A 14,442-nucleotide genomic window follows, 5' to 3' on the forward strand; every position below is an offset into this window, starting at 1 on the left:
AAGACGTCCAGACCGACCTCCTCGGCCTTCAGCGCGATGGCGACCATGGCCTTGATCCGCTCGCGCTCGGTCGGCGTACGGCCCGTGGTGGGGTCGAGGGTCACGTCACCGACGGTGAAGATGCCGAACTGCATCCGTCCTCCCCTCCAAGAGGTTGACGTTTCAACTACACCCCTGCAACAGGGTCGCCCCCGCGCGTATTCCGCTGCCCGGCCGAGGTCGGCGGCCTGCACCGCCCGCACGGCCCGGCCACGCCCCCGCGGCCCCGTACCGTCACCCGCCCGGCCCGCCCCGATGGCTGCCGTCCGGCCCGTACGCCAGGGTTTCGAGCAAGAGCCCGGTGCCGACGCCGAAGGGACCAGTGATGCGCCGCTGTCCGCCCCTCGCCGAGCGGGGTCCCGCCGCGTGCCCGCAGACCCGCGCGCCGGTCTCCTCCCGATCCGCGCCCGGCCCCCTGTGCTCTCCCCCGCCCGACTCGCCGGACGTCCTCCCCGCTCACCACACGGTCGGGCACCTGCCACGCCGGAGAGGCAGTCGGGGAGCGTGCGGGGCGTCTCGCGGCGGACGCGCAGTGCCAGACAGGCCCTAGGACCGGCGATGTCGTCGCCGTACGACAGCGAGGACCTGTCGGCCACCGTGCTGGAGGCGTTGTTCACCCAGGCCCCCATGGGGCTGTACGTGTTCGACGAGCAGGTGCGGATCGTGCGCTACAACACCGCGGGCCGCGCGGTGCGCGGACTGCCCGGCGACGCGGTGCTCGGGCGGCGGCTCGACGAGATCGCGGAGGGCTTCCACGATCCGGAACTGCTCTCGCTCGCCCGTCAGGTGCTCGCGGGAGAGGCACGCGTGCGGGGCCGCCTGATCCGCGGCCGGCCCCCTGGTGACCCGGGCCGGGAGACGGTGCTCTCGGTATCGGTCTTCCGGGTCCGTCCGGGTGACGGGCCCGCCCTGGGCGTCGCCGTCGTGGAGGACGTCTCCGCGCGGCAGCACACGGCGGACCGGCTGGACATCCTGCACGACGCCCATCACGCCATCGGCACCAGCCTGGACGTGCGGGACACGGCGGACGCGCTGGCCGAGGTGGTGGTGGGCCGGTTCGCGGACGCGGTCTCGGTGGACGTGGTGGACGAGGCCGTGCGCGGCGCCGCGCTGTCCGCGGGCCCGGTCGACGCGGACGTACCGCTGCGCCGGGTCGCCTTCCGCTCGGTGAACGACCCCGCGCGGAAGGGCCCCTCGGGCACACTGGACACCTTTCCCTTCCCCACGCCCTTCAGCCGGAGCCTGCAGGACGCCTCACCCCGGCTCGTCGCGCACCTGACGCCGGACGAGCCGTGGCTGGCCACCGACCCCGAGCGGGCCCGGCTGCTGACCGACGCGGGCGTGCACTCGCTCCTGATCACCCCGCTGGTGGTGCGCCACACCGTCCTCGGGGTCGTCTGCTTCTACCGGCACCGCGACCCTCGGCCGTACGACGAGGACGATCTCTGCCTGGCCGAGCAGCTCGCCCAGCGCACGGCGCTCAGCATCGACAACGCCCGCAGCTACGCCCGCGAGCGCACCATCGCGACCGGCCTGCAGCGCCATCTGCTGCCCCGCACCCCGCCGCGGCTGACCGCGGTCGACACCGCCGCCCTCCACCTGCCCGGCACCCGGGGCGGCGGCGGGGACTGGTACGACGTCATCCCCCTCTCCGGCAGCCGGGTGGCCCTGACCGTCGGCGACGTCACCGGCAGCGGCATCGAAGTGGCCGCCGCCATGGGGCAGTTGCGCACCGCGCTGACGACCCTCGCGGTCCGGGACCTGGCGCCGGAGGAACTGCTCACCTGCCTCGACGAGACCACCGCCGCGCTGACGCGGGACGCGGGCGGGCCGGTCACGGCGTCCTGCCTGTACGCGGTGTTCGACCCGGTGACCCGCGCCTGTACGGCCGCCAGCGCGGGGCACGCGCCCCCGGTGGCCCTCGGCGCGCTCGGCGACCCCCTGGTCCTCGAACCGCCCGCCGGCCCGTTGCTCGGCACGGGGCGCTGCGAGTACGAGGCGGTGCGCGTCGAACTGCCCGACGGCAGCCTGCTGGCGCTGTACACCAACGGTCTCGTGCGCGCGGCGGCGAACGCCCGGCAGACCCTGCTGCGCGTCCTGAGCCATCCCGGCCGCCCCCTCGGCCGCCTCGCCGACGACGCGGTGTACGCCCTGCTGCCCGGCCAGGGCGAGGACGACGCCGTGCTGCTGCTCGCCCGCACCCGCGGCCTGGCGGAGGACCGGCTCGCCGAGTGGACGCTGCCCAAGGACCCGGCCGTCGTCGGCACCGCCCGCCGGCTCGCCGAACACCAGCTCGCGGCCTGGGGGTTGGCGGACCTGGCCTTCACGACCGCGCTGATCGTCAGCGAACTGGTCACCAACGCCATCCGGTACGGGAGCCCGCCGATCCGGCTGCGCATGATCCGCGACCGGACCCTGATCTGCGAGGTGTCCGACGGCAGCAGCACCGCACCCCACCTGCGCAACGCCCGCGCCATCGACGAGGGCGGCCGGGGACTGGCCCTCGTCGCCCGGCTCGCCGTCCGCTGGGGCACCCGGTTCGGACGGCGGGGCAAGACGATCTGGTGCGAGCAGGAACTGGACGGCGGCTGAACACCGGGGCCGTTCCGAGCCACCGTGGCCGGTCGGTACCGTACCTGCCCGGGGGGTCCCGTGAACCGGAGGTTCCGGCAGGCGTACGGCATGCTCCGGCGGGAAGGACCCGAACAGCGCGCCCGGGTACGGGGCGCGAGGGGTACGGACGGGGGAAGGGAGCGGGCGCATGCGTGCGACCGTGCTGGATGTGGTGCGGGACGTCGTCGACCGGCACGCGCCGGACGAACGGCCGCTGGCCGACGACCTCGCGGGCCTGGACTACGGCCTGATGGTGCGGCGGATCCGGCAGGCGTCCTCCGGCCAGCGGTCCGACCCGCTGGGCTTCGGTCTCGACACCGTCACGGCCGTGGTGACACCCGTGGTCCTGCTGGCGGTCGACGAGGCGTGCCGCGCCGCCGTCGCGGAAGGCACCGGGCGGCTGGTGAACCGGGCCGCGGCCGCCCTCGGACGGCTGCGCCCGTCCGCCCGCCGCCCGGCCGCCGCGCCCGAGGTGCCCCACCTCTCCCCCGCGCAACTGGCCTCGGTACGACGGCGGGTGCGCGAGGAGGCGGCCCGGCGCGGCTTCGCGGACGCCGACGGCCTCGCGGACAGCGTGGTCGCACGGCTGGCCCTGGCCGGCGCGGAGGACCCGGGCGACGACCAGCCGGACGAGCCGGGCGAGGGCGAAGGCCGTCAGGAGGACGGGGCGGTCCGGTGAGCGGAGCCACGCAGGCGGCCGCACCCCGCCCGCCGGCGCCGCCGGCCCCCGACCCGGGCGTGCTGCCCGCCGGGACCTCCTTGCGCTTCCTCGTCCTCGTCGTCGCCATGGCGGCGGCCACGGTGGAGATGCTGACCGGTCTCCTGCGGCCGTACCCCGCCCGCGACGTCGCGTTCCTCTGCGAGTTCGCGGCGGGCTACGACCCGGGCGGCAACGTCATCGACAACGTGACGCGGAGCAGCGCCCACGCGGAGGCGATCAAGGAGTGCGCCAAGGGCGCCCCCGTGACGCCGGAGTGGTACGGCCTGGCCGGCAGTGCCGTCGTCCTGCTGGTGGCCGCGGCCGTGTACCTGCTGCTGCCGCTCCTGCGGCGGCGGCGGCACGGTCTGGTGCCGCTGCACGGCCGGGACCCGCGGGGCGAGATCCGGGCCGAGATCGCCCGGCTGGCCGCGGTCGCCGGCGTGCGCGCCCTGCCCGACCTGGTGGTCGACCTGACGGCTTTCGGCGCCGGCGCCGTCGTCTTCGGCCGGGCGGGCAGGCGCACGCTCTGCCTCGACAACGGCCTGCTGCACGTCCGGCGCTCTGACCCGGCCCGGTTCCAGGCGGTGCTCCTGCACGAACTGGCCCATCTGCGCCACCGGGACGTGGACATCGCGTACGCCGTGACGGCACTGTGGCGGGCCTTCCTCGTCCTGGCCGCCGTCCCGTTCACCCTGGTGCTCGGCGGGAGCCTCGTCGCGGCGCAGTTCGGCTGGTTCATGGGCGCCGACGCCGTCTTCTGGCCCGCCTCCCGGCCGTACCTGGTCCGGGAGATCGCGACCGCCGGGTTCCTGTTCCTGCTGGTCGTCCTGGCCCGCGCCGACACCCTGCGCCACCGCGAGCTGTACGCCGACCGGGGGGCCGTGGCGCTGGGCGCCGATCCCGGGGTCTGGCGGGCGCGGGCCGAGGGAGCCGGGGCCCGGGGCCGCCCGGCGCGGAGCGTCCCGGCGTTGTGGCGCAGTCACCCGTCCTGGGCGGAGCGGCGGCGCGCGCTGGAGGACCCGGCGGCCCTGTTCGCGCTGACGGACGTGCCGTTGTTCCTGCTCGGGGCGGTCACCCTGGTCTCCTGCAACGCGCTCGGCGACCAGTGGGACGCGCTTCCCGCCGCCTGGGTCGTCGGGGGCCCGGCGGCGGCCCTCCTGGCGGTCTCCGTCTGGCGCGCGGCCCTGTACGCCGCGCACCGGGGCGTTCCGGGCCCCTCGGGTGTGCGGGCCGGCGCGGTGCTCGGACTGGGCCTGGTCTGCGGGGAGTTGCTGTCCGGATCGAGCATCGGTCCGGGCTGGTGGCCCGCGCACCCCGAACCCCTGCTCTTCCCGTTCCTCGGCGGCGTGGCCTACGTCTGCTGGCTGGCCCGGTGCGCCCGGCTGGGCCTGCGGGACACCCCGGGCACGCGGCGCGCGCTGCGCACGGCGGTGCTGGTCGCGGCCGTCGCGGGAAGCGTGGTGGCGGCGGCCGGTCTGAGCTGGTGGCTGGGGGCGGGCAAGCTGTGGCTGGCCGGGGACCTGTACCGGGCGGGCGGTCTGGAGCAGGACATCCGCCAGCTGTTCCCCGGCCCGTGGGGGACGCGGCAGTACGCGGCCGTGCTGCCCTGGATCGCCTCGGTCCTCACGAGCCTGAGCGTCGCGGGCTCGACCCCGGTGGTCGCGGCGGCCGCGGTGGTGCTGTGGGCGTACCCGGCCGTGCTGCTGCTCAGGCGGCCACGAGCGACGGGACTGCGCTCCACGCTCCTCGCCGGCCTCGCCGGGGGCGTGCTCGGGGTCGCCGCGGTCGCGGTGGCGATGGCGTACGTCCACTCCTGGCGCCCTCCGCTCGGCGAGCGGGGCACGGCCTTCGGGGTCGTCTCCCTGTGGTGGCGGACCGTCGCCCTGTGGGCCGGCGTGACCGTGACGGCGGCCGTCGTCGCCGTCACCACCCGCGCCCACCGGCTGCCCCGCGCCCTGACCGCGGCCGGCATCGCCCAGGTCCTGGCGCTGGCGGGGCAGTTCCTGCTCCAGTCCGCCGACGGCTGCCTGGGGCCGCTGCGGGTCATGGGCGACACCTGCCACTGGCTGCCCGGGGCGTCCTGGTCGCTGACCGGACTCCTGGTGGCGACGACGGCACCGGCGACGTTCGGGGCCGTCCTGGCCGCCGCGCTCCTGTCCCGGGTCCCCCGCGCCCCGGTGCGTTCCACGCCCGCGGAGGACGTACGGCGGTCCTGGCCGGCCCGCGCCGCCGTGGGCGCCGTCGCGGTCCTGGCCGTGGCGTCGTCCGTCGTGGCCGTGCGTTCGGTGACCGGCCCCGGCACGGCCCTGGCGGTGCCCGCCCACCCACCGGCCGCCGGCACCGACGCACGCGTGCGCGGCTTCCAGCTGCTGGCCTGGTTCAAGACGAGCGGCCAGGCCGACATCGTCGCCGTGACCGCTCGCTACACCGCGTTCGCGCAGTGGTTCAAGGAGTCGACGGACGCCACGACCGGTGCCGTGGACGGTGACAGCCTGCGCCCCGTCTGCGCCGGCCTCGCCCGCGACACGGCCACCGCCCAGCGCCATCTGGGCGTCCCCGACCCCGAGCTGGGCCGCGCGTGGTCCGCCCTGCTGTCCAAGGGCCGGGACGCTGCCCGCGAGTGCATGTCCGTGCTCGACTCGGACACCGACGACGTGCGGCGCACCACGAAGATGCTGGAAGACCTGGTCGCCGCCTACGAACAGGCGACGAAGACCGTCCCGCCCCTGACGGAACGCGTCACCACCGCGCTGGAGCAGTGGCCGCAGTGGAAGAGGACCGGCTGACCGGCCCGCCACGGCACCAGCCCCACGGGGCGGCTCGTCGCACCGGAGGCCCGCGACGGCCCCGGTCGCCGGGGCCGTCGCGCGTGCGGTTGTCGTCCGCAGTCCGGCACGGGATGCTGAGGGAGCACGGAGGGAAGCGGTGCCATGGATCGTTTTCCGCATGCCGCCGACGTCGACTTCCACAGTCCGCTGGACCTCTCCAAGGCCGCCGCCGCGGTACTGGACGCCGAAGGCCGCGTTTCCGGATGGGGATCCGCGGCCCAGCGCATGCTCGGGCATTCCCCCGAGGACGTGCTCGGGCAGCCGGCCGCCCGGCTGCTGGCGGCGGCCCCCGGACAGCGGCTGTCCGCCCTGTGCAAGCTCTGCAAGGGGCCCGGGCCCCGCAGCACCGTCGTGGACCTGTGCCGCCGGGACGGACGGACCCTGCGCACGGCCGTGACCTTCAGCCCGCTCGCGCACCGGGGCGCCGCCGCGACCGTCGTGGTCGCGGCCGACCTGGACGCGCTGCGCGGCTGGGAGGCGCAGCTGGCGATGCTCCAGGGGCTGACGACCGAGTCCGCCGTGGGTCTCACCATCTTCGACACCGACATGCGCGTCGTCTGGGGCAACGTCTCCACCGATCTGGAGCTGGCGGGGATCGCCCAGTACATCGGCCGGCCGGCCGCGGATCTCTTCCCGGAGGGCGAGTTCATCTCCCGCCACCACCCTCCGGACGAGGACCAGATCATGGAGCACGTGCTGACGACGGGCGAGCCGATCCTGGGCATGCACTACCGCGGGCGCGCCCCCGCCGACCCGGTGCGCGAGCACGTCTGGTCCTGCTCGTACCACCGGCTGGTGGACGCCCGGGGCGAACTGCTGGGGGTCTTCGAGGAGTCCCTGGACATCACCGACCGCTACCGCGCCCAGGAACGGCTGTCGCTGCTCGTACGGGCGGGCAAGCGCATCGGCGCCTCCCTGGACGTGCGCCGTACGGCCGCCGAGCTCGCGGACGTGGCGGTACCGCAGCTGGCCGACGAGGTGCTGGTGGACCTGCCGCCGGCGGTCATCGAGGGCCGGCAGCCGCCCACGGGCTCGGCGCCGGGGCACGGCCTGCTGCGGATGCACGGCCGGACGCCGGAGGAGTTCCGCACCAGTCCCGTCTCCTACCCGCCCTCGTCGCCGCAGGCGCAGAGCCTGGCCACCAGCCGCCCCGTCGTCTCCACCGACGCGTCCGGGACACCGGACGGGCCGGGACCGGCCGCCTCGCGCTGCTGCCTCTTCGTCCCGCTGCTCACCCGCAACGCGGTGCTGGGCCTCGCCACCTTCCGGCGCAGCAGCAACCCCGACCGCTTCGGGCCCGAGGAGCAGACGCTCGCGGTGGAACTGGCCGAGCGGGCCGCCGTCGGCATCGACAACGCCCGCCGGTACACCAGTCAGCACGCGGCGGCCCTGGTACTCCAGCGCAGCCTGCTGCCCCGGCACCTGCCCGAGCAGAGCGCGGTCGACGTGGCGTACCGCTACCTGCCCGCCGACAGCCGCGTGGGGGTGGGCGGCGACTGGTTCGACCTGATCCCGCTGTCCGGCGCCAGGGTGGGCCTGACCGTCGGCGACGTGGTGGGCCACGGGGTGCACGCGGCCGCGACCATGGGCCGGCTGCGCGCCACCGTACGGACCCTGGCCCTGCTGGACCTGGACCCGGCCGAGCTGCTCACCCGGCTGGACGGCCTGGTCGCGCAGGACTCGGACTCCGACGCCGACGACGGGCTGGGCGACGAGACGCTCGGGGTGACCTGCCTGTACGCGATCTACGACCCGGTCGGCGGCCGGTGCGTGTGGGCGAGCGCGGGCCACCCCCCGCCGATCGTGGCGGATGCGAGCGGCTCGGTGGCCTTGTCGGCGCTGGCGCCGGGACCGCCGCTCGGGCTGGGCGGCCTGCCCTACGAGAACGTCGAGCTGAGTCTGTCCGGCGGCAGCGTGGTGGCGTTGTTCACCGACGGGGTCGTGGAGGACCGGCACACCGACATCGATACCGGCATCGACCGCCTGGCCCAGGTGCTCACCTGGCAGCGGTGCCCGCTGGAGGAACTGTGCGACCGCGCGCTCACGGCCCGGCCGCCCGGTCCGCAGACCGACGACGCCACGCTGCTGCTCGTGCGCACCCGGCGGCTCGGCGACGACCGCGTGGCGGACCTGGAGCTGCCGCCGGACCCCGCCATGGTGGCGCGGGCCCGTACGGGTACCGAGCGCCAGCTGGCGGACTGGGGCCTGTCCGAACTGTCCTTCGGCGCGGCGCTCGTGGTGAGCGAGCTGGTCACCAACAGCATCCGGTACGCCACCGGGCCCGTCGTACTGCGGCTGATCAGGGACCGCTGCCTGCTGTGCGAGGTGTCCGACAACGCCCACACGGCACCCCACCTGCGGCGGGCGCGCCGGGACGACGAGGGTGGCCGCGGCCTCTTCCTCGTCGCGCAGATGTCCCAGCGCTGGGGCACGCGCTACACCGCGTCCGGGAAGACCATCTGGGCCGAGCTGGCCATTCCCTAGGAGCTCCCAGGAGCGCCGTGCCGCGGCGTACGGCTGTCCCACAGTGGTGTTATCAAGGGTGTATGGAGGTATTTTCCGGGCGTCCTCGGACCCCGGAACGACATCCGCCCCCGGGCCGCCCGCGTGAACGCAGCGCTTCCCTGCTGGACGTGCGCAGTGCGGCCGGTCAGGTGTTCCTCCTCCAGGTCGTCATCGTGGTCCTGCTGGTCGTCGCCACGGTGGTGGGCATGATCCTCCAGGCGGCGCGGGACGCCCTGCAGCAGGGGCGGCGCGAGTCGGTGATCGCGGCCCAGTCCTTCGCGAGCGCGCCGGGCACGGCCGCGGCGCTGCGGAGCCGGGACCCGTCGGCGGTGCTCCAGCCGCGGGCCGAGGCGGCGCGCAAGCGCGCGGGCATGGATTTCGTCATCGTCATGAGCACGACGGGGATTCGCTACACATACCCCTACCCGGGGGAGATCGGGAAGAAGTTCGTCGGCACCATCGCGCCCGCGGTGCGGGGCCGTACCGTCGTCGAGCAGGCCGGCGGGCCGCCGCTGCCCGCGGGCAGGGGGACGGACGTGCAGGCCGTGGTCCCGGTGACCGACCCGCGCGGCACGGTGGTCGGCCTGGTCTCCGCCGGGCTCACGGTCAGGAACGTCGCCGCACTGTGGCTGCCGCAGCTGCCGATCATCCTGGGCAGCGGCGTGGCCGCGCTGGCGCTGGCCACGGCCGGCACGACGCTGGTGTCGCGGCGGCTGCGGCGGCACACCCGCGGTCTGTCTCCGGTGGAGCTGGCGCGGTTGTACGAGCACCACGACGCGGTCCTGCACGCGGTGCGGGAGGGCGTGCTGATCACCGGTGACGACGGTCGGCTGCTGCTGGCGAACGACGAGGCGGCCCGGCTGCTCGGGCTGCCGGAGGACGTGCAGGGGCGCCCGGCGCAGGAGCTGGGACTGCCGGAGCCGGTCATGCGCCTGCTGTCGTCGCCGGAGGCGGTCACCGACGAGGTGTACCGCGCGGGGAACCGGTTGCTGGCGGTGAACAAACGGCCGACGTACCCGCGGGCCGGCCGGGGAGGCAGCGTGGTGACCCTGCGGGACACCACGGAACTGGCGGCGGTCTCGGGCCGCGCCGAGGTCGCGCGGGAGCGGCTGGACCTGCTGTACGAGGCGGGGGTGAGGATCGGCACAACGCTGGACGTGCAGCGTACGGCGCAGGAGCTGGCCGAGGTGGCGGCGCCGCAGTTCGCCGACCTGGTGACGGTGGATCTGCTCGACGCCGTGCTGCGCGGGTGGGAGCCGACCGCCGAGGGCTGGCGGCGACTGCGCCGGGCGGCGATCGGCGGCGCGCAGCGGATGATCCCGGTGTATCCGCTGGGCGAAGTGGTCGCCTTCTCCCTCCGGAGCCCGCAGATGCGGACGCTCCAGGAGGGACGGGGCGTGCTGGAGGCGGACCTGCGGCGGGCCCACGGCTGGCTGGAGCAGGATCCGGAGCGCTCCCGGACGGCCCTGGCGAGCGGGCTGCGGTCGCTGGTCACCGTGCCGCTGCGGGCGCGGCACGTGGCGCTGGGGGTGGTGAGCTTCTACCGGACGGCGGGATCCCCGGCGTTCGAGCCGGAAGACCTCGCCTTCGCGGAGGAACTGGCCGTACGGGCGGCGGTGGCCATCGACAACGCGCGGAGGTTCACCCGGGAGCACGCGATGGCGGTGACGCTCCAGCGCAGTCTGCTGCCGCGCGGGCAGCCGGACCAGGACGCCCTGGAGGTGGCCTGGCGGTACCTGCCGGCGGAGGCGGGCGTGGGCGGGGACTGGTTCGACGTCATCCCGCTCCCGGGGGCCCGGGTGGCCCTGGTGATGGGCGACGTCGTCGGGCGCGGCCTGCACGCGGCGGCGACGATGGGCCGGCTGCGCACCGCGGTGCACAACTTCGCCGTCCTGGACCTGCCCGTGGACGAGGTGCTCGGCAACCTCGACGACCTGGTCGTCCGCATGGACGACGAGGAGCGCGCGGGTGATGCCGCGGGAGAACACGAGGGTGTGGGCGTGACCGGGGCGACCTGCCTCTACGCGGTCTACGACCCGGTGGCGGAGACCTGCACCATGGCCCGCGCGGGACACCCGGAACCGGTGGTGGTGCGCCCGGACGGAACCGTGGGCTGCGCCGGGGTGCCGGCGTCGGCGCCCCTCGGTCTGGGCGGCTACCCGTTCGAGACCGCCGAGCTGTCCCTGCCGGAGGGGTCCCAGCTGGTGCTGTACACCGACGGCCTGGTGGAGGACCGCGCCCAGGACATCGACGCCGGGATGGAGCGGCTGCGCCGTGCGCTGGACGGGTCCGGGGACCGCACCCCGGACCAGACGTGCCAGGCGGTGATCGACGCGCTGAAGCCGTCGCACTCCTTCGACGACATCGCCCTGCTCACGGCGCGTACCCGCGCGTTCCCGCCGGCGCGCGTGGCCGAGTGGGACGTGCCGTCGGACCCCGCGCTGGTTCCCTCGGTGCGCGCGTGGTGCGGGGAGGCGTTGCGGACATGGGGGCTGGAGGAGGCCGGATTCGCCACGGAGCTGATCGTCAGCGAACTGGTCACGAACGCGATCCGGTACGGCTCGCCGCCGGTGGGCGTGCGGCTGCTGCACGGACGCTGTCTGATCTGCGAGGTCTCGGACGGCAGCGGCACCTCGCCGCGCCTGCGGCGGGCGGCGACCACGGACGAGGGCGGGCGGGGGCTGTTCCTGGTGGCGCAGTTCGCCCAGCGCTGGGGGACGCGGTACACGCCCCGCGGCAAGGTCATCTGGGCGGAACAGGTCCTCCACGACGGCACGTCGGCCGTCCCGCGCCTCGCACCGGTCGACTTCCTCCTCGACCAGTTCGACCCCGACGAGTTCGACGGCCCCGGCTCGTGAGCCGGGGCCGGCCCCGGACACCGCCCTGTCCGGACGTCCTCGGCGCGTCGGCCGCCTCGCGGACGGCGGCCCGCACGGACCATGGGGGCACGCGGGCCGTGGACGCACGCGACACGAAATCCTTCGAGGAGCTTGGAATGATCTTCATCACCGCGAAGTTCCGGGTGCTGCCGGAGCACGCCGGCCAATGGCCGCAGATCTCGGCCGCGTTCACCGAGGCGACCCGTGCCGAACCGGGCTGCCTGTGGTTCGACTGGTCCCGCAGCCTCGACGACCCGACCGAGTACGTGCTCGTCGAGGCGTTCCGCGACGACGAGGCGGGCGCCGCGCACGTCCGTTCCCAGCATTTCCGCGAGGCGCAGCGGACCCTGCCGCCGCATCTCGCCCAGACGCCGCGCATCGTCAACGCGACGCTTCCCCAGGAGGACTGGTCGCTGCTCGCGGAGATGGCGGTACGGGGGCGGGAGTGACCTGGGTGCGCACGCCGGCCGCCCGCAACCGCTGAAGAAGCACCCCGCTGAGAGGAGACTGGGAATCAGGGGCGCCCCCGGCCCGCTCCCGGCAGGCGTGTAACAGGCCAGGGCGTCGTCCGACCAGGGCACCCGTCCCGTCAGACACGAGGTGGCCGACATCATGACGAACATCCGCCGCAGGGTCGCGTCGATCGCCGGCGCGGTGCTGCTGGTGACGGTCGCGGGCACGGCCGGCCCGGGCGCGTTCGCGGCCGTGCCGGGCCCGTCGTCGTCGGGCGCTGCGGTGTCGCACGGGGCCGCCCGGTTCGGCGCCGGCGCGCCGGTTCGCGTCGTCGACTGCCGGGTCGCCAGGTGTGTCGCGCTGACCCTTGACGACGGACCGACCGCGTACACGGCGGCCGTGCTCGGCACGCTCGAGCGCCAGCACGCCGTGGCCACGTTCTTCCTGATCGGACCGCACGCTCTGCGGTACCGGGCGGATGTACGGAGGGAGCAGCGGGACGGCGACGCGATCGGCGACCACACCGTCACCCACCCCCACCTCACCCGCCTCACGCCCGCCCGGATCGACTACGAGCTGGGGACCGCGGCGGCGCAGATCGCCTCCGTCACAGGGCACCGGCCGACCCTGTTCAGGCCGCCCTTCGGAGCGTGGAACGCCAAGGTGCGTGCGGCAGCCGGTGCGGAAGGCCTGTCGGTGGTGATGTGGAACGTCAGCTCGCAGGACTGGAAGTACCACGACTCCCGCCTCATCGAGCGGCGCGTGCTGGCCCGGGTGCGATCCGGCGCGATCGTCGTCCTGCACGACCGGTACGCGACCACCCCGCCGGCCGTCCCCCACCTCGTCCAGGCGCTGAAGGCCCGCGGCTACGTCCTGGTCACCGTCCCCGAGATGTTCGCCGCGACCGGCGGCCTGCGTCCCGGGGTGGTCTACCACCATGGGCCGCGGCCGGGCCCGCGTGCGGCGGCAGCACATTCGAGTCCTGCCGAGCGGCGGCCGGGCACGGCGTGAGCGCCCTGGCCCGCCGAGATCACGGTCCACGGATCACAGCCCCGTGCCGCAGCTCAGCGGCCGGCCGCTGCCTGGGCGACCTCGATGTCCTGGTGGACGTGGAGCGCGCCGGCCGCCGCGGTGGCGCAGGACAGGAGCGCGCAGGCGGCCAGCAGGGCTGCCATCCACGACATGGCCCGCGGGGTGTGCGGGGCGGGGCGGAGGAGGGCGGTCACGCGCTGCGGCACGGGGCCGGAGGTGGCCGCGGGGGTGGCCGCCGGCCGGGAGGCGTCCGCCGCATGGGCCGCCAGGGCGGCGCGGGCGATGGCGCGGGCGATGACGCGCCGGTCGCCGACGGTGGCGGCGGCGGTCTCGTCGGCGGCCCGCTCGGCGGCAAGCCCGATGACCTCGCGGACCGGGCGCAGCGCGGGGTGGCAGTGGGCGGCGAGTTCCGCGGCCAGCAGGAAGTAGTGGTGGCCACCCCGGTTGTGGGCGCGCTCGTGCGCGAAGAGAGCCTCGCGCTCGAGTGCGTCGAGGCTGCGCAGCATGGCGGTGGTGACGACGATGCGGGGCGGACGGCCGGGCAGGGCGTAGGCGTCGGGGCGGGGGGACTCGACGACGCACAGGTCGCCCGCGGCGGGCCGACGGCCGGCCTGGGTCCGGGCGGTGCGCAGCCCGGCGGCCTGCCGTACGGCGGAGCGGCCGACGGCGAGGACGGCTGTCACGAGCAGGCCGGCCGCCAGGGCCGCCAGGAACAGGACCAGTCGCGAGGAGGGCGTCGGCAGCGGGCGCACCAGCTCGGCGAGGACGGCGAACGCCGGAATCCTGAGCAGGCCGGTCAGGGCGAGCGTGCCGAGCGCCGTCACGGTACCGGCCGCGAGGAGCAGCACCGAGAGGGTGAGCGTCCACAGCGCGGCCCGCGGTGAGCAGCGGTCGAGGTGCCGGCCGGCGGGAAGGAGCGCCGCACAGGGCAGGAGCAGCGGCAGGAGCAGCATCAGCAGCGTCACGGGCCCTCCTCCAGCAGCCGGCGCAGCACCTGCTCGTCATCGGAGCTGAGCTGGGCGACGAAGCGGGCCAGGACCGTCTCGCGGTCGCTGTCGCGGTCGAGTTCGCTGTGCATGCGCAGCGCCGTCAGACCGTGCGGATCCTCTGTCGGGCGGTAGGCGTAGCCGCGGCCTTGGCGCTCCCGTCGCAGGGTGCCCTTCTCGTGCAGGCGGGACAGGATCGTCGTCACGGTGGTCCTGGCCAGGCCGCCGGCCAGTCTGGCCTGGACCTGCGCGGGAGTCAGCGGGGTGCCCGCGGCCCACAGCGCGGCCATCACCGCGGCCTCCAGTTCACCCGCCGGTCGGCGTTCGTCCTTCGCCTGGCCCATGGGAACGATCCTCCCCCCGCCATCGTCTACAGTTCCGTAGACCGTCTACGGGATTGTAGACCG

9 protein-coding genes and 1 pseudogene are annotated in these 14,442 nt (G+C 75.3%); 7 read left to right on the forward strand and 3 right to left on the reverse strand.

All coding sequences use genetic code 11. From position 1 onward, the window contains the following. Positions 1 to 134, reverse strand: a pseudogene (locus ACZ5DC_RS38765) (5,10-methylene tetrahydromethanopterin reductase); the annotation flags it as partial. A 463-nt stretch (positions 135 to 597) separates the two neighbouring features. Between ACZ5DC_RS38765 and ACZ5DC_RS38770 the strand changes: the two are divergent. The 7 genes from ACZ5DC_RS38770 to ACZ5DC_RS38800 all read left to right on the forward strand — a co-directional run bounded on the left by ACZ5DC_RS38770 (position 598) and on the right by ACZ5DC_RS38800 (position 13,028). Then, positions 598 to 2,631 carry a SpoIIE family protein phosphatase gene (locus ACZ5DC_RS38770; protein ID WP_468660890.1) on the forward strand — a complete coding sequence of 678 codons (2,034 nt, stop codon included), beginning with the start codon at positions 598 to 600 and terminating at the stop codon, positions 2,629 to 2,631. Positions 2,632 to 2,800: 169 nt separating this feature from the next. Continuing rightward, positions 2,801 to 3,331, forward strand: coding sequence for a hypothetical protein (locus tag ACZ5DC_RS38775; RefSeq protein WP_468660892.1), 531 nt, complete (start codon positions 2,801 to 2,803; stop codon positions 3,329 to 3,331). Continuing rightward, positions 3,328 to 6,138 (forward strand): M48 family metallopeptidase, encoded by a 2,811-nt coding sequence (locus ACZ5DC_RS38780; RefSeq protein WP_468660894.1) that lies wholly within the window; start codon positions 3,328 to 3,330, stop codon positions 6,136 to 6,138. Before ACZ5DC_RS38775 ends, ACZ5DC_RS38780 begins: the two co-directional genes overlap by 4 nt. A 144-nt stretch (positions 6,139 to 6,282) precedes the next feature. Continuing rightward, positions 6,283 to 8,664 carry a SpoIIE family protein phosphatase gene (locus tag ACZ5DC_RS38785; protein ID WP_468660896.1) on the forward strand — a complete coding sequence of 794 codons (2,382 nt, stop codon included), beginning with the start codon at positions 6,283 to 6,285 and terminating at the stop codon, positions 8,662 to 8,664. Positions 8,665 to 8,726: 62 nt separating this feature from the next. Further along, positions 8,727 to 11,543 (forward strand): SpoIIE family protein phosphatase, encoded by a 2,817-nt coding sequence (locus ACZ5DC_RS38790; RefSeq protein WP_468660898.1) that lies wholly within the window; start codon positions 8,727 to 8,729, stop codon positions 11,541 to 11,543. A gap of 137 nt (positions 11,544 to 11,680) precedes the next feature. Next, entirely contained in the window at positions 11,681 to 12,013 is a 333-nt protein-coding gene (locus tag ACZ5DC_RS38795) for a putative quinol monooxygenase (protein WP_468660900.1), read from the forward strand. Positions 12,014 to 12,176: 163 nt separating this feature from the next. Then, complete coding sequence (locus ACZ5DC_RS38800) at positions 12,177 to 13,028, forward strand: polysaccharide deacetylase family protein (protein ID WP_468660902.1); 852 nt, start codon at positions 12,177 to 12,179, stop codon at positions 13,026 to 13,028. 53 nt (positions 13,029 to 13,081) lie between these two features. On the opposite strand, the gene ACZ5DC_RS38805 is transcribed toward ACZ5DC_RS38800, so the two are convergent. Then, positions 13,082 to 14,002: a M56 family metallopeptidase gene (locus tag ACZ5DC_RS38805; protein ID WP_468660940.1), complete on the reverse strand. Its 921-nt coding sequence runs from the start codon at positions 14,000 to 14,002 to the stop codon at positions 13,082 to 13,084. Positions 14,003 to 14,010: 8 nt separating this feature from the next. Next, on the reverse strand, positions 14,011 to 14,379 hold the full coding sequence (locus ACZ5DC_RS38810; RefSeq protein ID WP_468660904.1) for a BlaI/MecI/CopY family transcriptional regulator: 369 nt from the start codon (positions 14,377 to 14,379) through the stop codon (positions 14,011 to 14,013). Positions 14,380 to 14,442 lie beyond the last annotated feature (63 nt).

Source organism: Streptomyces sp. NPDC031445 (assembly GCF_055581365.1).